Raw genomic sequence first — 19,369 nt, forward strand, 5'->3', positions numbered from 1 at the left:
CTACTCCTTGCTGGTCGTCGCCTGCCCTTCCACCAACTCACGGACCGCCTCGACGAAGGCGTCGCCGCGATGAGCGTAGGAAGAGAACTGATCCATTGATGCTGCAGCAGGGGCCATGAGCACGGTGTCGCCCTCGGCGGCGAGGCCAGCGGCCGCCTGTACGGCCCGCGCCATGACGGCGTCCCCACCCAGCGGCGCGTCAGCGGTCCCGGCGGCGGAGCCTTCCTGCATGGTTCCAGTCTCGCCCGGGCCCTGCTCGATCACCGGAACATCGGGTGCGTGTCGCCGCAAAGACTCGCGCAGCGCCGAACTGTCGGCGCCGATGAGCACCACGGCCTTCAAGCGTGCCGCGTGGCGCCGGATGAGGTCGTCGTAGCTGACACCCTTGGCGAGGCCGCCGGCGATCCAGACGACGCTGCCGAACGCGGCCAGCGAGGCGTCCGCGGCGTGCGGATTCGTGGCCTTCGAATCGTTGACCCAGAGCACTCCGTTGAGACGTGCGACGGGCTGGATGCGGTGGTCCCCCGGCTCGTAGGCGCGCAGCCCGTCGCGGACGGCGGCGGGCTCCAACCCGTAGGCGCGCACCAGGGCAGCAGCCGCGAGGGCGTTTGCCACCAGATGCCGCGGGGCGATCGGGCCGACGTCCTCCAGGCTGCCGAGTTCGGCGGCGGAGTCCTTGCGCTGTTCGATGAACGCCCGGTCCACCAGGAGGTTTTCCACGACGCCGAGCATGCTCACCGCCGGAGTGCCGGTGGTGAAGCCGATCGCCCGGCAGCCTTCGAGGACGTCGGCTTCCTCGACCATCCGCTCGGTTTCGATCTGCTCGGCGTTGTACACGCAGGCAACCTTGGTGTTCGCGTAAACCTTCGCCTTGTCCCACAGGTACGACTCGTAGGAGCCGTGCCAGTCGACGTGGTCTTCGGCGACGTTCAGGCACACGCTCGCCAGGGGCGAGAGGCTGGAGGCCCAGTGCAGCTGGAAGCTGGAGAGTTCCACCGCCAGGACGTCGTATTCGACCGGGTCGCGCAGCGCGTCGAGCACCGGGGTGCCCACGTTGCCGACGGCGATCGCCTTCAGGCCGGCCGCCTGCAGCATCGAAGCCGTCATGCCCACGGTGGTGGTCTTGCCGTTCGTGCCGGTGATCGCCAGCCACTCGGCGGTTTTGCGGCCCGCGCGTTCGCGCACGCGCCAGGCGAGTTCGATGTCGCCCCACACGGGCAGGTGGGCGCGGGCGGCTGCCGCCAGCAGCGCCTGGTCCGGCCGCCACCCCGGCGAGGTGACGATCAGGTCCGGCTTCCCGCCGTCGACCAGCGGGATGGTGGCGACGGCCTCCTCCCCCAGCAGCACGTCCGCCGCGCCGACGATGCGCAGCGTGTCCGCTTTGGACCGCGCGGTCTCGGACGTGGAGGAATCGACGACGACGACGCGGGCGCCGAGTTCGATCAGGGTGTCTGCCGCGGCGAACCCGGAAACCCCGATGCCTGTCACCACCACGCGCAGGCCGGACCAGTCGGCATCCCAGCTGGTCAGCCCGTCGAGCCGGCCGCTCACAGTCCGGTCACCCATTCGGCATAGAAGACCCCCAGACCGGCGGCGACGAACAGGCCGCCCAGGATCCAGAAGCGGACCACGACAGTGACTTCTGCCCAGCCCTTGAGTTCGAAGTGGTGCTGCAGCGGCGCCATCTTGAACACGCGTTTGCCGCCGCTGAGTTTGAAGAAGCCCACCTGGATGATCACCGAGAGGGTGATCAGCACGAAGAGGCCGCCGATGAGCACCAGCAGCATTTCGGTGCGGGTGAGGATCGCGAATGCGGCGATCGCTCCGCCGATGGCCAGTGATCCGGTGTCACCCATGAAGATCTTCGCCGGTGACGTGTTCCACCACAGGAAGCCGATCAACGCCCCGCACAGGGCGCCGGCCAGCATGGTCAGGTCCAGCGGGTCGCGCACCTCGTAACAGGCTGCCCCTGTTGCCGTCGGGGACCCGCAGCTCTGCCGGTACTGCCACAGCCCGATCAGCAGGTATGCGCCGAAGACCATGATGGAGGCGCCCGCGGCGAGCCCGTCCAGTCCGTCCGCGAGGTTCACGCCGTTGCTCGCCGCGGTCACCACGAGGTTGGACCAGATGATGAACAGGATTACGCCCAGCAGCGTGCCCCCGAAAGCGAGGTCGAACCAGGTGTCGCGGACGAAGGAGACCTTCGTCGAGGCGGGCGTCAGGTTCCGGGCGTTCGGGAAGTTCAGGGCCAGGACAGCGAAGAGCACGCCGACGCCGGTCTGCAGGATGATCTTGGCCTTCGCGTTCAGCCCGAGGCTGCGCTGCTTGGAAATCTTGATGTAGTCGTCCAGGAAGCCGACAAGCCCCAGTCCCACCATCAGCAGCAGGAGCAGCAGCCCGGAGGCCGACGGCGGTGCGGACGACGGGTTGAGCATCGAGGCGACGAGGTGGGTGGCGAAGTACGCCAGGACCACCGAAGCGACGACGACGGTGCCGCCCATCGTGGGTGTGCCCCGCTTGGTGTGGTGCGAGGTCGGTCCGTCGTCGCGGATGAACTGACCGTAGCCGCGGTTCACCAGCAGCCGAATGAACAGCGGCGTCCCGACGAGGGCGAAAAGAAGGGCCAGGGCGGACCCGATCAACAAGGGAATCATGCCGGCTCCCTCCCTTCCCCAGCGGGCGCGGTGCCGGCCGTTTCCGATTGTGGAGGTAATGCTATCCGGTCACCCAGGAACCGCAGTCCGGCCGAGTTGGAGGACTTGAACAGGACCAGGTCCCCCGGTTCCAGTTCGTTGGAGAGCACCTCGTAGGCGGCATCGGCGTCGGGGACGAACATTGATTCGTCTCCCCACGAGCCCTCCATGACGGCGGCGTTGTGCATGGCCTTCGCTTCCGCGCCGACGACGATCAGGCGGGAAATGTTCAACCGCACCACGATCCGGCCGATCGCGTCGTGTTCGTGCACCGAGTCGGCGCCAAGTTCGAGCATCGGCCCGAGGACCGCCCAGGTGCGGCGTCCGCGGCCGACGTCGGCCAGGGTCCGCAGCGCAGCCCGCATGGATTCCGGGTTGGCGTTGTAGGCGTCGTTGATGACGGTCACTCCGTCGGCCCGTTCGGTGCGCTCCATCCGCCAGCGGCTGGCGGCGGCCTGGGAGTTGAGCGAGGCGGCGATGTCCGCCCCCGGGATGCCGATCGCGTGGGCGGCGGCGGCGGCGGCCAGCAGGTTCGTGATGTGGTGCGCGCCGATCAGCCGGGACTGGACAGGGAAGCCTTCCGGCGCGCCGGGCAGGTGCAGCGTGAACACCGGGTTGCCGGCGGAGTTGGTGCCCGGGTCTTCCGCCCGCACCACGTCGGCGGCCGCGGCCGCATCCTGGCTGAAGCCCAGCACGGTGGCCTTCGTCCGGGAGCGCATGGCCGCGACCCGCGGGTCGTCGAGGTTGATGACGGCGGTACCTTCGGGCGCCAGCGCTTCGACCATCTCGCCCTTGGCGATCGCGATGTTCTCCACCCCGCCGAATTCGCCCGCGTGGGCGGATCCGACGACGAGGACGACACCGAGATCGGGCCGGACCATGTCTGCCAGGTACTTGATGTGGCCGATGCCGGTGGCACCCATTTCGATCACCAGGTAGCGCGTGTCGTAGTCCGCGCGGAAGACCGTCAGCGGCACGCCGACCTCGCCGTTGTAGGAACCCTGCGGGGCGACGGTGGGACCCTGCTGGCGCAGGATGCCGGCGAGCAGGTCCTTGGTGGTGGTCTTGCCGGCAGAGCCGGTGATGCCGACGACGGTCAGCGGCCCGCGGGCCCGGATCCGCCGGACTGTCTCGGCGGCAAGTGCGCCCATGGCGAGCACGGCGTCGTCGACGATGACAGCGGGATACGGCTGGCCGGAGGAGTCCAGGACTTCGCGCTCGGCGAGGGCGAGAACCGCGCCGCGCTCGAAGGCGGCCTGCATGAACTCGTGGCCGTCGGCGTGTTCGCCGGGCTTCGCCACGTACATGGCGCCCGGCAGCACCTCCCGGGAATCGGTGGCGACGGAAGTCGGAACGGGGTTTGCGTCACGCGCACTGCCGGTCAGTCGACCGCCGGTCACGCCGGCGATCTGCGCAGCATTAAGTTCAATCATCTCGGTTTAGGACTCTATCCGCTCGGCCGGGAGAGCCGAGAATCCGTGTGCTGTCAAGGCGCTCCGCAGCTCCACCCGGTCGTCGAGGGCCAGGTTGACCCCCTTGACCTCCTGCCATACCTCGTGGCCGCGGCCCGCGACCAGGATGGTGTCCGCGGCCGAGGCGAGGGACACGGCGCGCTCGATGGCGTCAGCGCGGGGGTACACCTCCAGGATCTGCCGGCCCAGGGACCCCTCGGCGTCAGCGCGCCGCGCCCCGGCGAGCACGTCCGCCCGGATGGCCGCCGCGTCCTCGTCGTGCGGGTCGTCGTCGGTGATGATGACGACGTCGGCCAGTTCCGCCGCGATCGCGCCCATGGTGGGCCGCTTGGTCTGGTCGCGCTGGCCGGTGGCGCCAAACACGACGATCACCTTCGCGCCTTGTTCGGGCGAGCGGACCGCGCGCAGTGCACGCGCCAGGGCGTCCGGGTTGTGCGCGAAGTCGACGATCGCCGCCGGGGCTGTCCCGACGAGCTGCATGCGGCCGGGCACCTGGACGGTGAAGGGGTCCTGCCCGTCCACGGCTGCCTGGAGCTGCTCCAGCGGCACGCCCGAGGTGAGCACCATGAGCGCCGCCAGCGCGGCGTTGGCCACGTTGAACTCTCCGGGAAGGCCGGTGCGAAGGCGCAGTCTGGTTCCGTCGCGGTGGGCCAGCACGAAGCGGGTGCCGAGCCCTTCATGCTCCCGTTCGGTGACCCGCCAGTCGGCGTCCGCGCCGGCATCGGCAGTCGTCGCCAAGGTGGTCGCGGGCGCCCCGCTGAGTCCGGCCAGGCGCCGGCCCCACTCGTCGTCGACAGTCACCACGGCCGCGGCCGCGCGTTCCGCGGTGAACAGTTGCGCCTTCGTGGCGAAATAGTCGTCCATGGTGCCGTGCAGGTCCAGGTGGTCCTGGGTCAGGTTGGTGAAGCCGACGACGTCGAAGCGAACGCCGTCCACGCGGTGGTAGGCCAGCGCGTGCGAGGACACCTCCATGGCGGCGCCGTCGATCCGGCGCTCGCGCATCAGGGCCAGCAGCCCGTGCACCTCCGTGGACTCCGGCGTCGTCAGCAGGCTGGGGATGGGCTCGGAGCCCGCGAGGATTTCGATCGTTCCGATCAGGCCCGTGGTGCGGCCGAGGGCCCGTTGGAGGGAGTTGATGAAGTACGTGGTGGTCGTCTTGCCGTTGGTGCCGGTGACCCCGAAGAGCGCCGGCCGGGGGCCCTCGGCGGGCTGGCTGCGGTAGATGAACCCCGAGAGGCCGCCCACCAGCGCGCGGGGGTCGTGGGCCGCAAGGACGGGCACACCGGCGTCGGAGAGGCGGGCGGCGCCGGCGGGATCGGTGAGCACGGCAACCGCCCCGGCGGCCACGGCCTGCGGCACGAAGTCCGCCCCGTGGCGGGCGGCGCCGGGCAGCGCGACATAGAGATCGCCCGGGAGCACGGTGCGCGAGTTCAGGCTGAGCCCGCACACCCGGACGCCGACGTCGACCGAGCCGGAAAGGCCCAGGAACTCGGTGACGGCCGCCAGTCCCAGAGGTTCGACGCGCGCAGGGCGCAGCCGCGACGGTTGGAAGCCGGACGGCTGTTCGCTGTCCGGCACGGGGGTTATGGGTTCTGTCACGGTGGGGTGCTCCGGGTGGTTACTTGTCGAAAAACTGCGGGAGGTGAGGCGGCTTGCCGGTGGACGGCGCGACGTTGTTGGCCCGCAGGACCTGGCTCATCACCGAAGTGAAAACCGGGCCGTTGGTAATACCGTAGATCGAACCCTGCGGCCGCTGCACCACGGCCACCACGACGTACTTGGGGTTGTCCATCGGCGCCATGCCGACCAGCGACGCCGTGTAGCCGTCAAAACCGCCGCCGTTGTCCGCCGGCGACTCAGCGGTACCTGTCTTGGCACCGACACGGTACCCATCGATCTTTGCTTCCTTCACCTCGCCGTCGGTCACAGTGCTTTCCAGAATATCCTTTACCGACTGCGCCGTTTTCGGAGAGACGACTTCGGTTCCCGGTGCCGTCGGCACGGGATGCTCGGTCCCGTCCGGGTCCACGTAGGCGTCCACCAGCCGCGGCTTGAGCCGCACACCGTTGTTCGCGATCGCCTGGTAGGCCATCGCCGTCTGCAGGGTGGTCTGGGCAACGCCCTGGCCGAAGAGCACGGTGTACTCCTGGCGGCCGTCCCATTTGTCCGGAGTGGCTAGGATGCCCGAGCCCTCGCCCGGCAGTTCAATGCCGGTGCGCTGGCCGATGCCGAACCTGCGCAGCCAGTCGTAGCGCTGCTGCTTGGTCAGCCGGGAGCCGAGCATCACGGTGCCGGTGTTCATCGAGAAACCCACGATGCCAGCCAGGGTCCGGTTCTCGTAGCCGTGGTCGAAAGCGTCCGTGAAGGTCTGCCCGTTGATGGTGTAGGTCGGCGGCACCACGACGTGTTCGAGGGCGGTGGCCTTGCCCGTCTGGATCAGCGACGCGGCGGTGATCATCTTCTCGGTGGAGCCCGGCTCGTAGGCTGCTGTGACCGAGCGGACCCCGCGGTCCTTGGCGGCGGTCGCACCGGGCTTGTTCGGGTCCGGCGCGTTGCTGTCGGCCATCGCGATGATGCGCCCGGTTTTGACTTCCACGACGACGACGTTGCCCCACTCGGCGTGGACCTTGTCGACCTGGCTCTGGATCGCCTGCTGGGCGTACCACTGGATGTCGCTGTCGATGCTGAGCTTGACACTCTGGCCGTCCTGGGCCGGGGTTTCCTGGGCCGGCGCGTACGGGATGCGCGCGCCGTCGGCGCCGATCTGGAAGCTGCGTTGGCCGTCCTTGCCCTGGAGCTTGCTGTCCATTGTCTGCTCCAGCCCGGCCAGCGGGGTGCCGTCCGCGCCTAGGAAGCCGACGACCCCGCCGGCGACGGCGCCGAACGGATAGACGCGCTGAGTGGTCGGCCTGCTGTAGATGCCCGGGATCGCCAGCTTGGTGACGGCGTCGTTCACATCCGGGGTGACCGTCCGGGCGACGTAGTTGAACGTCCTGCTGCCGGTCACGGCGGTCCGCACGTCCTCGTCGCTCTTGCCGAGCGCCGCCGCGAGTTCAGCGATGCCCTGGTCACGGCTGATCGTGTCCAGCTTCCCGGTCGCGGCGTTCTTGCGGTCAAATTCCCCGATGGCGTTCTGGGTCTGGTCCACCACGATGTCGTAGCGGATGACACTGCGTGCGAGCACATTGCCTTTGGAGTCAATGATCTCGCCGCGGGCAGCGGCCAGGGTCTGGACCTGGGTGCGCTGCTTGACCGCGGCTTCGGCCATCCCGCCGAAGTCCAGTCCCTGGACGAGGAACAGCCGGCCGCCGATCACCAGCAGCAGGACGAGGACGATTCCGATGCCTGCCCGGAGTCTTCGGGTCGCCCCAGCCGCTTGGCTGCCTGCCGTGCTTTTGCTTGAGTTTCGTGCCACCTGAAGTCCTCGCTGCTACTGACCTGCGTCTACTGCTCCGGCTTCTGCCCCGGGGCCGGAATGGTCCCGCTGCGCACCCCTGCCGCAGGCAGCGACGGCGCCGCAGCCTGGGACGGAACGGCAGCCTGGGACGGAAGCTCCGGCGTCGACGGCGAGGCCGCAGCAGCCTTGGGCTTGGCCGTAACAGGCTGCGGAAGAGGCGTTGCTTCCTGCTGGTCGGATGAGGCTGCCTGCGCGGGTGCGGCGCCGGAAACGGACGGGGCGGCGATGGCTGCCCCCGGCTTGTCCGCCTTCTCCGCCGGTTTCGGCGTTCCGCTGACCTTCATCGACTTCAGGTCGATCTGTCCCTTCGTGGTTGCTGCGACCATGCCCAATTCTGCAGCCTTGGCGGCCAGATTCTGGGGAGCTTCGAAGTTCTGGACCTTCTGTGTCAGTTCCTGGTTGTGCCGCAGCAGGCCCGCCTGCTCGCTGCGCAGCTGGACCAGCTCGTACTGGCCGGAGGAAACGGAAATGTTCAGCACCAGAACCGTCATGAGAGCCGCTGCCAGCACGGCGAAGCAGAACAGCACGAAGGGGGTCCGGCGGCGCCGCGGGGCGGACTGTACGACGGAGAGAGGCGTGCGGCTGCGCTTCGGGGCCGGACGCGACGGGGCCGCGATCCCGGACAATGCCCGCGCAGTGTTGCCGATCACGGACTGGACGTTGTTGGGCGCCGCGCTCATGCTGCTCTCCTGTTTCTAATGCGTTCCACTGCCCGGAGCCGGGCGGAGGCCGCCCGCGGGTTCTCGGCAATTTCCAGTTCGGTCGGCACTTCAGTGCCGCGGGTGAGGGTCTTCAGCTCTGGCTTGTGTTCCTCCAGCTCCACCGGGAATCCCGGAGGCGCCGAGGATTTCGAGGCCGCAGCAAACACCTTCTTGACGATCTTGTCCTCCAGCGAGTGGTAGGACATCACCACCATGCGTCCGTGCAGGGCCAGCACGCCGACGGCTGCCGGCACCGCCCGCTCAAGCACGTCGAGTTCCTCATTGACTTCGATGCGCAGGGCCTGGAACGTGCGCTTGGCCGGATGGCCTCCGGTCCGGGCGGCGGCGGCCGGAACCACCTGCCGGATCGCTTCGACCAGTTCACCGGTCGTCTCGAACGGCTTGACTTCCCGCGCCTGCACGATCCGTGCCGCAATGCGGCCGGCAAACTTTTCCTCTCCCCAGGCGCGGATAACGCGGAAGAGCCGGTCCTCGGGATAGGTGTTGACGACGTCGGCGGCGGTCTGCCCCCGGCTGGTGTCCATGCGCATGTCGAGCGGGGCGTCGTAGGAGTAGGCGAAGCCGCGGTTGCGTTCGTCCAGCTGCAGCGACGAGACGCCCAGGTCCATCAGCACGCCGTGGACCTGCGGGAAGCCCAGGTCTGCGACGACCTCGGCGATTTCGTCATACACCGCGTGCACCAGGTCCGTGCGGGAGCTGAAAGGGGCCAGCCGCTCCCCCGCCAGCGCGAGCGCTTCCTCGTCGCGGTCAATGCCGATCAGGTGCAGCTGCGGGAAGCGCTGCAGCATCGCCTCGCTGTGGCCGCCCATCCCAAGAGTGGCATCGACCACCACGGGGTGCGTGACGGCTTCGATGGCCGGGGCGAGAAGGTTGATGCAGCGGTCCTTGAGGACGGGGACGTGGCGTTCGGACGTGGGCCGCTGCTCGGTCATCCCGTCTCCTCAATCGTGGTGTGTGCTGCCCAGGTCATCATCACTGCGAGGTACTTGGATCAGATCCCCATCCGCGCCTGGCTTTCGGACTGCCTGGCTCCGGGGAAGTGAGCCAGGAAGCCGGAAGCTGGGCGGCTGGAGATCTCATCCAAGAACCAGCCGGCCTTCCGATCGGGGGATCAGAAGATTCCGGGTATTGCGTCGTCGTCGGTGTCGGAGAACGCGTTCTCCTTCTCTTCCAGGTACTCGGCCCAAGCCTGGGCGTCCCAGATCTCCGCGCGGGTGCCGGCGCCAATGACCGCCAGTTCCCTGCCAAGACCCGCGTACGTCCGGAGCGCCGCCGGAATGGTCACGCGCCCCTGCTTGTCGGGTACCTCGTCCGAGGCTCCGGACAGAAAGACTCGAATGTAGTCCCGGGCCTGGCGGGAGGAGATGGGAGCCTCCCGCATTTGCTCGTGAACCCGTTCGAATTCCTTCTGGCTGAAGACGTAGATGCAGCGCTCCTGGCCCCTCGTCAGGACCAGGCCATCGGCCAGTTCGTCGCGGAACTTCGCCGGGAGGATGATTCGCCCCTTCTCATCGAGACGCGGCGAATGTGTTCCGAGAAACATCGCCACCACCCTTTGAGTCAGAGGAGCTGACATCCCCTGTGCCACCACTACCCTCTTACAGGCTCCACTTTACTCCACATCCATCCACCGTCAATCCAAAAGGGAGGTTTTGGGCGGCGTGTTGGTACAAAAATTCCGCGCCAGCCCGCGCCAGGAGTGCCCGTGGTGGAAAGTGGAGGGAAACCGGGCGCCCGTTCCAGCGCCGGTGGCCCCCCGTTCACGCCGTCGGCGATGGCCAAAGTGGCCTTCGCCCGCAGGACACGGCACCGTCCCGACGACGGCAGCGGCCCTGCACCCGCAACCCGTTAACGCGAAAAGGCCCGCCGAAGCGGGCCTTTTCGCAAAGGTGGTGCAAAGTGGGGGGCTGCCCCCTCGTCTATTCCTGGTCGCGACGCCTCTTATCCCAGCGGTCTTCGAGATTGCTCATGAACGAACTGCGGGGCTTGGCTGTTTTGCGCCCGCGCTTCGACACGCCTGCGACGGCCCGCCGTGTCGTCGCAAAGTAGACTCCTCCGCCCATCATCAGGAAACCCAGCACGCCAAGCAGGATCTGCTGCATGCTGACTCCGACCAGCAGCACCAGGATGCCCGCAATGGTGGTCAGCACGCCGATGACGATGTGGCGGGTGGAGAGGGAGCGGATGGAATCCGAGCCCATCGAGTTGGCAAACTTCGGATCGTCCGCATGCAATTGCTGCTCCAGCTGCTCGAGCAACTTCTGTTCATGCTCCGAAAGGGGCATCGCGACCTCCTATAAATGGGCCAGTGCCTAGTGCGTCCGACCGAAAAACGAACAGGCCGCCGACGAAGTTCCCTTCATCGCCTTTCGTCCATTAATCCGTGTGTAATAAGGATAGTTCCAAGCCCGCATTACCAAAAGATGCCTTAGGTCCCAGTCGGGGGCTTGCCGCCCGCGTCATCGGGCCTTCCCGGCCGGATCAGGCTCGCCGGAAGCAGCGACTGGCGGCCGAATTTGGCACTCACCTTGTCCAGTGCCTGCTCGGCCGCCCTCCAGTTGTCATCCCGCCGGTCCAGGCTCAACTGCATCGCGGTCTGTCCGGCGTTCTCGAGCTGCTCCGCCCGCAAGCCGATCAGGCGCACACTCATCGGCCGGGGGCCCAGTCCGTCCAGCAGGCCGACCGCGGTGGCGTAGAGCAGCTGTGCGCTGTCGACGGGAGACGAAAGGGTGCGGGAGCGACTGATCGTGGAGAAATCCGCGTAGCGCAGCTTCAGGGCGACCGTCCGGCTCAGCAGCCCGGCCTCCCGGAGGCGTGCGGCAGTGCGGTGCGCAAGGCGCAGCAGCTCCCGTTTCAGCTGTGCGTCGTCACCCGTATCCTCGGCGAACGTCTCCTCCGCCCCTATGCTTTTCTCGACCCGCACGGGCGTGACCTTGCGGGGGTCGGTCCCCCACGCCAACCGGTGCACCTGCTCCCCCGACTTGCCCAGCACGCGCTGCAGTGCCTGCACCGGGGTGGCGGCGACGTCGGCCACCGTATGGATGCCGAGCCTGGCGAGTGCCTCGACCGTCTTGGCGCCGACCCCCCACAGGGCGTTGACCGGCAGGGTGTGCAGGTAGGCCACCGTCTCTTCCTTGGGGATCAGGAGCAGACCGTCCGGCTTCGAGCGGGTGGAGGCGATCTTGGCCACGAATTTGGTCGCCGCGATCCCGACGGAGGCGGTGATACCAAGTTCGTCGTGCACCCGGGTCCGGATGTGCTCGCCGATCGTCCGCGGCGGCCCCAGCCGGCGCATGGCCCCGGCAACGTCCAGGAAAGCCTCGTCGACGCTGAGCGGTTCAACCAGGTCGGTGATGGAGGAAAAGATTGCCATCAGCTGCCGGGACACTTCCGAGTACCGGCTGTGCCGTGGCTCGACGACAACGGCCGTCGGGCACAGGCGCATGGCGGCCGCCATCGGCATGGCCGACCGCACCCCGAAAGCCCTCGCCTCATAGGACGCGGAGAGCACGACTGAACGCCCGGACGGGAACCCGACAATCACCGGCTTCCCGCGCAGCCGGGGTGCCGAAAGCAGCTCCACGGAGACATAGAAAGCGTCCATGTCCACGTGGAGGATGTTGCAGTTCCGGTGCTCGGAATCCTTGCTGGGTTCCACGGTATCCATCCTAGGCGGCTGCTCCGACGGGCGACTGACTAGACTGGTTCAAGGTCAAGGCGCCGCCGGTCACCGTGCGGCTGCGCCGCAGGAGTATGAGGAAAGGCGGCAGATGGAAGCCCACATGCGTCGAGGTGTCCCGAGGTCCCGGGCGGTACCGGCCCTGCTCTCCGCGGTCGGCGCTGCCCTTCTGCTCGCCGCCTGCAGCAGCCCGCAGGCCTCCCCCTCGGCATCGGCGTCCTCTTCCCAGGCCGCCGGACCGTCGGGCACGCAGTCTTCGTCTGCGTCCTTTGCGCCGTCGCCGCTGCCGACGCCGAGCGACAACCCGTCCGCCAGCGCCGTCGTCGGCAACATGGTGACAGGGTTCCCGAAGACCCTGCTACCGGTTTTCACCGGCGCCAAGGTCCTGGCGACCAGCGTGGACAGGACCGGGACGCCGGCCACCGCCTCGCTCGTGGCCAGCACCCCGGCCACTCCTGAGTCAATCATTTCGTTCTATACGAAGGCCCTCACCGACCAGGGCTTCAAGGCACTCGCCGGCAATGAGGTGGGCTCGACGCCGTCGAAGGACTTCGTCCGCAATGACGGCAAGGAGACCGTGAACCTCTCGGTGGTCCGGGTCGGATCCACCTCCACCTTCACCATCGGAGCCAATGTGGCCCCCGAGTCGCTGAAGTGACGGCCGGCGCGCAGGAGCAGCAGTCCGCCTACGTCGCCGCCGTGGCGGAGGAACTCGGGACCTTCGTCGCCGGCCGCCACGAGCTGCTCCGGCAGATTTCCCCGGACGCGCTGGCCTTGTTGAATTCGGTGTCGGACCTGGTCTCCGGCGGAAAGCGCATGCGCGCCCTGCTCTGCTACTGGGGCTGGCGCGGCGCAGGCGGCGCCGCGGAGGCGGCCGAAATCGTGACGGCCGGCGCCGCCCTCGAATTGTTCCAGGCAGCCGCGCTGATCCATGACGACATCATCGACCGCTCGGACACCCGCCGCGGGCGCCCCAGCGTCCACACGGCATTCGGTGCGCTCCATGCGCAGAACAGCTGGTCGCTGGACCAGGAGCGTTTTGGCCATGCGGCGGCCATCCTGGCCGGCGATCTCTGCCTGTCCTTCAGTGAGGAAGCATTTACCGACATCGGTCCGGCGGCGGCGGCCGGCACCCGGGCCCGCGGGGTTTTCAACCGGATGCGGACCGAAGTGATGGCAGGCCAGTATCTGGACATCCTTGAGGAGGTTGCCGGGCCCAGCCGGGCACGCTCGCATGCCGTGGAGCGGGCTCGCTCGATCATCCGCTTCAAGTCCGCCAAGTATTCGACCGAACATCCACTGGTTCTGGGCGGGGCCTTGGCCGGCGGAGCCGAGGAGCTGCTCGACGCCTACTCAGCCTTCGCCCTCCCGCTGGGGGAAGCGTTCCAGCTGCGCGACGATGTCCTGGGGGTTTTCGGAGACCCGGCGGCGACGGGCAAGCCTGCCGGTGACGATCTGCGCGAGGGCAAGCGGACGGTGCTGATCGGCTTTGCGCTGGAACGAGCGGCTCCCGGGGAGGCGGCCTTCATCGGCAACTCCCTGGGCGACCCGGAGCTTGGTCCGGCCGACATCGATGAACTCCGGCGGCTGATTGTGGGCACCGGAGCGCTGAAGGCCACCGAGGAGCTGATCGACGAGCTTTCCACCGCCGCTTTCGACGGCCTGGGGCAGCTCCAGGTCGATGCGGTCACGCGCGCAGCGCTTGAAGCGTTGGCGACCTCGGCCGTCAAACGCTCCGCATAACCACACCCAGCGCCACTTCGCAGCACCGGCTGCGGCGCTGAGGCCGCGCGGGGCTACCAGGCGAGGGCAGCCGCGCGACGGCGGATCTCGGTTTTGCGTCCTTCACGCAGCGCATCCACCGGCCGCCCGGGCAGGGACTCGTCCGGGGTGAAGAGCCAGTTGAGAGTCTCCTCGTCAGTGAAGCCGGAGTCGGCCAGCACGGATAGGGTGCCCTTGAGGCTGTCGAGGATTTTGCCGTCGACGAAGAAGTCCGCCGGGACGGACCTGATCTTGCGTTCGCCGATGCGCAGTCCCACCAGGCTGCGGTCCGCAAGCAGGGAATGGACGCGGGTGATCGGGACTCCGAGGAGTTCGGCGACGTCCGGCAGCGCCAGCCAGTCCCCGACAAGGGTTTCTACGTTACTCACCCCCTTAGATTCGCACGCCGGATGCCCTCTCAGCCAGCCTGCTGGCACCCGCACACGCGACACACCGCCCGCCCGCGCTAAGCGGCGTTTCCGTGCCACTTGTGCTAGCTCAGAATTCGTGTAGATTCACAGAAGTCACATTTGTATCAACAACCACATTTGCATCACCCGCCCCGCCATCGGCCTGCACGAGCTGCAGGCTTCATCACCCGCTGACGTTAGACGAGGATCCCGTTCATGACTTCCCTTCGCCGGTCAAAGCCAGCACCGAAGCCCAGCATGTCGCTGCTGGCGGTCACGTCGGCCGCTTTGCCTGCGGTAATCGTTTCGTCCCTCGCACTCGCCCAGCCGGCGGCCGCTGCGCCCGCACCCGTGAAGAAGCTCAACGGATCCCTGCCGACGGCCGTCACCTCGGCCGTGGCCTCCACGAAGCTGGCCGGCCTGATTCCGGCCTCCGAAGTGGCCGCCGCTGTTCCGGCCGGCCTGCATGCAGCGATGAAGACGGCTCCTGCCACGTACACGGTGGTGCGCGGCGACACGATCAGTGCGATCGCGGCCCGGTACGGCCTGAGCACTTCCTCCGTGCTGTCGCTGAACAAGCTCGGCCCGATGACTCCGATCTACCCCGGCCAGAAGATCAAGCTGCACGCCGGCGCCGCTGCGGCCCCGAAGGCTGCGCCGGCGGTCCGGCGGACGGCCGGCGCAGCCGCGGTTGCCCGCTACGTGGTCAAGTCCGGCGACACGCTGAGCGCCATTGCGGCGAAACACGGCGTCGGCCTGAGCACCCTGCTCTCGCTGAACGGGCTCTCCATGCGGTCGGTGATCTACCCCGGCCAGAGCATCAAGCTTGGTGCTGCCGCTGCAGCACCGGCTGTGAAAGCGGCACCGGCCAGGGCGGCTGCGCCCGCCGTGCGGGCCTCGGGCAGCTACACCATCGTTTCCGGCGACACGCTCTCCGGTATTGCCGCACGCCACGGCGTTTCGCTCTCCTCGTTGCTCAGCGCCAACCGGCTCAGCCTCACCACCGTGATCTATCCCGGCCACAAGCTGGTCATCCCCGGCAAGGCGACGACGTCCGCCCAGGCCACGAGCATCACTCCGCTGTCGGGCAAGGACAGGGTGCCCAGCACCTTCCTGAACTACACCTACCCGGAGGCGGTCGTTGCCAAGGCGAACGCCAACAAGGCCGCCCTGATGGCCGCACCGGTGCCGACGCAGGCCCAGATGCGCCAGATCGTCGCCGACACCGCCCGGCGCATGGGCGTGAGCCCCGCCCTGGCGCAGGCCTTCGCCCTGCAGGAATCCGGCTTCAACCAGCGGGCCGTCTCCCCTGCCAATGCCATCGGAACCATGCAGGTCATTCCCTCCTCCGGGGAATGGGCATCGCAGCTCGTCGGCCGGCACCTGAATCTGCTCAACCCGCAGGACAACGTCACCGCCGGCATCGCCATCATCCGCGCCCTGCTGGACACCAGCAGCAGCGAGAAGAACGCCATCGCCGGGTACTACCAGGGCCAGTACTCGGTGAGCAAGCACGGCATGTACGCGGACACCAAGGCGTACGTAGCCGCCATCCTGGCGAACAAGAAGCTCTTCAGCTGACACTTCAGGACCTTCGGAAGGGCCCGGGTCGCATGCCTGCCGCATGTTGATTCGGGCCCTTTCGTTTGCAACATTTAGGATCGTAGGGTGCAGGAACAGCCCTTAGACCAGCTCGTTGGTACCGTCGTGGACCACCGGTACCGTGTTCTGTCGCGGCTGGCCGCCGGCGGCATGTCCACCGTGTACCTCGCGATGGACCAGCGGCTGGACCGCGAGGTGGCGCTGAAAGTGCTGCACCCGCACCTCGCCTCCGACGAAACCTTCGTCGGCCGCCTGGGCCGCGAGGCAAAGACTGCGGCCCGGCTGTCGCATCCGCACGTCGTCGGCGTGCTGGATCAGGGCAACGACGGCTCCCTTGCCTACCTGGTGATGGAGTACATTCCCGGCCACACCTTGCGGGACGTCATCCGCAACCGGGCACCGCTCACCCCCCGCCTCGCACTGGCCCTGATCGACCCGGTCATCGAGGGGCTCGCAGCCGCCCACGCCGCCGGGCTGGTCCACCGGGACATCAAACCGGAGAACGTTCTGATGGCCGACGACGGCCGCATCAAGATCAGCGACTTCGGTCTTGCCCGCGCCGTGACCACCAGCACCAGTACCGGCACCTTGATCGGCACCGTCGCCTATATCGCCCCGGAGCTGGTGCTCGGAAAGACTGCCGACGCGCGCAGCGACATCTATTCCGCGGGAATCGTGCTCTACGAGCTGCTCACGGGCCACCAGCCGTTTGAAGGCGACGTTCCCGTCCAGGTGGCCTACCAGCATGTGCACTCCGTAGTACCCGCGCCCTCGGTGCGCGTGCCGGGCCTGGCGGCAGACCTTGACGAGCTCGTGCAGTGGTGCACGGCGGCGGACCCGGAGGCGCGGCCGGTCGACGCCGCTGCCCTGCTGGGCGAGCTGCGCCACATCCGGACCTCGCTCAGCGACGAGGACCTCGATTTCAACGCGGCTCCTGCCACCGCCGGCCGGACCGCGCACTCCGCGACCGAGGTCGTTTCTGCCGCGCCCACCGAGGCGGTTCCGCGCAGCACGGAGTTCATCCGGCGGCCGGCACATCCCACCTCGGTGATCCCGGCCCGGCCCGGGCTTGAGCTGCCGGCAGAACCGCAGCCGGCTCCGGCCGCGGCCTCGAACCGGGACCGCAAGCGAGCCCTCCGTGAGACGGAGAAGGCGGCAGCGCGGGCCGCAGCAACTCCCGTGCACAATCTGCGGGAGGGTAAGCCGCGCCGCCGGTTCGTCATTTGGGCTGTCGCGGTGCTCGTGCTGGCCCTTCTCGCGGCGGTGGCGGGATGGTTCTTCGGGCTCGGTCCCGGGGCTGTCGCCGCCGTCCCGAACCTGCAGAACAAGACCGTGGCGGAGGCCCAGGCGACGCTCTCAGGGCTCGGGTTCACCGCAGTGACCAGGGACGTGTTCGACGACTCCATCGGCCAGGGAAGGGTTGTCGGCAGTGACCCGGCTGCCCGGACCCGCATCCGCAAGTTCGAGCCCGTGACACTGCTCGTGTCCAAAGGACCCCAGCTGTTCGGCGTCCCCTCGCTCACCGGTGGCACCCTCGACCAGGCGAAGACGGCCTTGAACAAGGGCGCAATGGCCCTGGGCAAGGTGACCGAGCAGTTCAACGAGGACGTCGCCGCCGGCACGGTGACGGCGCAGTCACCGGCACCGCAGACCCAGGTGCGCGCCGGGACACCGGTGTCGATGACCGTTTCGAAGGGGCCCAGGCCCATCCCGGTGCCGTCCGTCGTCGGCCAGGACCAGGACTCCGCCGCCAACGCACTGACCGGTCTGGGGCTGAAGGTTTCGGTCGCCCCGGAGAGGGTCTTCGACCGGAAGGTTCCGGAAGGGTCGGTGGCCGCGCAAAGCCCCGACGGCGGGAACCTGACGCGCGGCGGGACGGTTATGCTGACGATCTCCAAGGGTCCGCGGATGGTCCACGTGCCGGACGTGTTCCGCAGGTCCGAAAAGGAGGCGACGGCCATCCTGCGGGACGCCGGCTTCGACGTCAAGGTCAGCTACGCCTTCGGCACCTCGGTGCTCGGCATCGTTGCCGGCCAGGACAAGACCGGCAACGCGCCGGAAGGATCCACTGTCACCATCACGGTGACGTAGCGGACCCTCCTCGCGTCGGGCGGCGTCAGCGCTTGGACAGCGCTCCGGCCACCAGGAAGGCCATTTCGAGGGACTGCATGTGGTTCAGCCGCGGGTCACACACCGACTCATAGCCGGTGAGGAAGGCATCCTGGTCGATCGGGTCCGCGCCGCCCAGGCATTCAGCGACGTCGTCCCCGGTCATTTCCACGTGCATGCCGCCGGGTACCGTCCCGAGCGCATGGTGCACCTCGAAGAAGCCGCGGACCTCGTCCATGACGTCGTCGAAATTGCGCGTCTTGTAGCCGTTGGGCGAGGTCACGGTGTTTCCGTGCATCGGGTCGGTGACCCACAGCACGCGGGCGCCGGATTCCGTCACCTTCTCCACGAGCGCCGGCAGCTTCTCCCTGATGTTTCCCGCACCCATGCGGGTGATGAACGTCAGGCGGCCGGGCTCCCGGTTGGGGTCCAGCTTCTCGATCAGCCGCAGCGCATCATCGCCGGTGGTCGTCGGACCCAGCTTCACACCGATCGGATTGCGCACCCGGGAGAGATAGTCCACGTGTGCGCCGTCGAGGTCGCGCGTCCGCTCGCCGATCCAGAGGAAATGCGCCGACGTGTCGTAGGGCAGCCCGGTGCGCGAGTCGATGCGGGTCAGGGCACGCTCGTAGTCGAGCAGCAACGCCTCATGGCTGGCGAAGAACTCCACCCGCTTGAGCGCTTCGAAATCGGAACCGCACGCGTCCATGAACTTGATGGCCCGGTCGATCTCCCGGGCCAGGGACTCGTAGCGCGCGTGCGCCGGGTTCTCGGTGAACCCCTTGTTCCACATGTGCACCAGCCGCAGGTCGGCGAAACCGCCCTGCGTGAAGGCGCGGATCAGGTTCAGCGTCGACGCCGACGTATGGTAGGCCCGGACCAGCCGCGACGCGTCGTGCGCCCGGGATTCGGGGGTGAAGTCGTAGCCGTTGACCATGTCGCCGCGGTAGGCGGGAAGGGTCACGCCGTTGCGGGTTTCGTCGTTGGAAGAGCGCGGCTTGGCGAACTGGCCCGCCATGCGGCCCATCTTGATCACCGGCAGCGACGCTCCGTAGGTCAGGACCACGGCCATCTGCAGGATGGTGCGGACGCGGGCACTGATCTTGTCCGCGGTGGCGCCGTCGAACGTTTCGGCGCAGTCACCGCCCTGCAGCAGGAAGGCCCTGCCTTCGGCGGCGGCGGCGAGGCGTTCGCGCAGCACGTCGACCTCGCCGGCGAAGACGAGCGGGGGAAGCGAGGAAAGCTCCTTGACGGCGGCGCGGTGCGCGCCGGCGTCCTGCCAGGTGGGCTGCTGCGAAATCGGCAGCTCGCGCCAGGCATCCAGGCCGGGATAGTCGGCGGCGCCGTGCTGGATCGAGCCGGCGAAGCCGGTGCCGGACGTGGACGCATGGGCGATGTAGGGCTCAGTCACCTAATAAGCCTAAATGGTCCGGCAGCTTCCCGTTTCCTGCGCCCGTCATCAGG

The 19,369-nt window shown here is 68.0% G+C and carries 16 protein-coding genes; 4 read left to right on the top strand and 12 right to left on the bottom strand.

Annotation, left to right across the window (positions count from 1 at the left end; all coding sequences use genetic code 11):
- The 10 genes from murD to dinB all read right to left on the bottom strand — a co-directional run bounded on the left by murD (position 1) and on the right by dinB (position 12,011).
- Positions 1–1,566, bottom strand: a complete 1,566-nt coding sequence (gene murD / locus KIH31_RS06020; RefSeq protein ID WP_214426158.1) for a UDP-N-acetylmuramoyl-L-alanine--D-glutamate ligase — start codon at positions 1,564–1,566, stop codon at positions 1–3.
- Positions 1,548–2,654, bottom strand: a complete 1,107-nt coding sequence (gene mraY, locus KIH31_RS06025; protein ID WP_214426159.1) for a phospho-N-acetylmuramoyl-pentapeptide-transferase — start codon at positions 2,652–2,654, stop codon at positions 1,548–1,550. The genes murD and mraY overlap by 19 nt, the downstream gene beginning before the upstream one ends.
- On the bottom strand, positions 2,651–4,126 hold the full coding sequence (gene murF / locus KIH31_RS06030; RefSeq protein ID WP_214426160.1) for a UDP-N-acetylmuramoyl-tripeptide--D-alanyl-D-alanine ligase: 1,476 nt from the start codon (positions 4,124–4,126) through the stop codon (positions 2,651–2,653). The genes mraY and murF overlap by 4 nt, the downstream gene beginning before the upstream one ends.
- Before the next feature lie 6 nt (positions 4,127–4,132).
- Positions 4,133–5,764 carry a UDP-N-acetylmuramoyl-L-alanyl-D-glutamate--2,6-diaminopimelate ligase gene (locus KIH31_RS06035; protein WP_307857557.1) on the bottom strand — a complete coding sequence of 544 codons (1,632 nt, stop codon included), beginning with the start codon at positions 5,762–5,764 and terminating at the stop codon, positions 4,133–4,135.
- 19 nt (positions 5,765–5,783) lie between these two features.
- A complete protein-coding gene (locus tag KIH31_RS06040; protein ID WP_214426161.1) occupies positions 5,784–7,580 on the bottom strand; it encodes a penicillin-binding protein 2 in 1,797 nt (598 codons plus the stop codon).
- A 29-nt stretch (positions 7,581–7,609) separates the two neighbouring features.
- Positions 7,610–8,302, bottom strand: a complete 693-nt coding sequence (locus tag KIH31_RS06045; RefSeq protein ID WP_214426162.1) for a hypothetical protein — start codon at positions 8,300–8,302, stop codon at positions 7,610–7,612.
- A complete protein-coding gene (gene rsmH / locus KIH31_RS06050) occupies positions 8,299–9,276 on the bottom strand; it encodes a 16S rRNA (cytosine(1402)-N(4))-methyltransferase RsmH (RefSeq protein ID WP_214426163.1) in 978 nt (325 codons plus the stop codon). Before rsmH ends, KIH31_RS06045 begins: the two co-directional genes overlap by 4 nt.
- A 179-nt stretch (positions 9,277–9,455) precedes the next feature.
- A complete protein-coding gene (gene mraZ, locus KIH31_RS06055; RefSeq protein ID WP_214426164.1) occupies positions 9,456–9,887 on the bottom strand; it encodes a division/cell wall cluster transcriptional repressor MraZ in 432 nt (143 codons plus the stop codon).
- 376 nt (positions 9,888–10,263) lie between these two features.
- On the bottom strand, positions 10,264–10,629 hold the full coding sequence (locus tag KIH31_RS06060; RefSeq protein ID WP_214426165.1) for a DUF3040 domain-containing protein: 366 nt from the start codon (positions 10,627–10,629) through the stop codon (positions 10,264–10,266).
- Between the two features lie 143 nt (positions 10,630–10,772).
- Entirely contained in the window at positions 10,773–12,011 is a 1,239-nt protein-coding gene (gene dinB, locus KIH31_RS06065) for a DNA polymerase IV (RefSeq protein ID WP_214426166.1), read from the bottom strand.
- A gap of 103 nt (positions 12,012–12,114) precedes the next feature.
- Here dinB and KIH31_RS06070 point away from each other — a divergent pair, with 103 nt between their 5' ends.
- Both KIH31_RS06070 and KIH31_RS06075 read left to right on the top strand, forming a co-directional pair.
- Positions 12,115–12,681, top strand: a complete 567-nt coding sequence (locus tag KIH31_RS06070; RefSeq protein WP_250545499.1) for a hypothetical protein — start codon at positions 12,115–12,117, stop codon at positions 12,679–12,681.
- Positions 12,678–13,766, top strand: a complete 1,089-nt coding sequence (locus KIH31_RS06075) for a polyprenyl synthetase family protein (RefSeq protein ID WP_214426167.1) — start codon at positions 12,678–12,680, stop codon at positions 13,764–13,766. The genes KIH31_RS06070 and KIH31_RS06075 overlap by 4 nt, the downstream gene beginning before the upstream one ends.
- A 53-nt stretch (positions 13,767–13,819) precedes the next feature.
- On the opposite strand, the gene KIH31_RS06080 is transcribed toward KIH31_RS06075, so the two are convergent.
- The gene (locus KIH31_RS06080) at positions 13,820–14,173 is read right to left on the bottom strand and encodes an Rv2175c family DNA-binding protein (protein ID WP_214426168.1); all 354 of its coding nucleotides are present in this window, start codon (positions 14,171–14,173) and stop codon (positions 13,820–13,822) included.
- Between the two features lie 237 nt (positions 14,174–14,410).
- On the opposite strand from KIH31_RS06080, the gene KIH31_RS06085 reads away from it, so the two are divergent.
- Both KIH31_RS06085 and pknB read left to right on the top strand, forming a co-directional pair.
- The gene (locus KIH31_RS06085) at positions 14,411–15,775 is read left to right on the top strand and encodes a lytic transglycosylase domain-containing protein (protein WP_214426169.1); all 1,365 of its coding nucleotides are present in this window, start codon (positions 14,411–14,413) and stop codon (positions 15,773–15,775) included.
- An 87-nt stretch (positions 15,776–15,862) separates the two neighbouring features.
- Entirely contained in the window at positions 15,863–17,887 is a 2,025-nt protein-coding gene (gene pknB / locus KIH31_RS06090; RefSeq protein ID WP_214426170.1) for a Stk1 family PASTA domain-containing Ser/Thr kinase, read from the top strand.
- Between the two features lie 25 nt (positions 17,888–17,912).
- Here the strand turns inward: pknB and KIH31_RS06095 are convergent, their stop codons facing one another.
- A complete protein-coding gene (locus KIH31_RS06095) occupies positions 17,913–19,316 on the bottom strand; it encodes a class II 3-deoxy-7-phosphoheptulonate synthase (RefSeq protein ID WP_374224850.1) in 1,404 nt (467 codons plus the stop codon).
- Positions 19,317–19,369: the final 53 nt, after the last annotated feature.

The organism is Paenarthrobacter sp. DKR-5 (genome assembly GCF_018531425.1).
GTDB lineage: Bacteria > Actinomycetota > Actinomycetes > Actinomycetales > Micrococcaceae > DKR-5.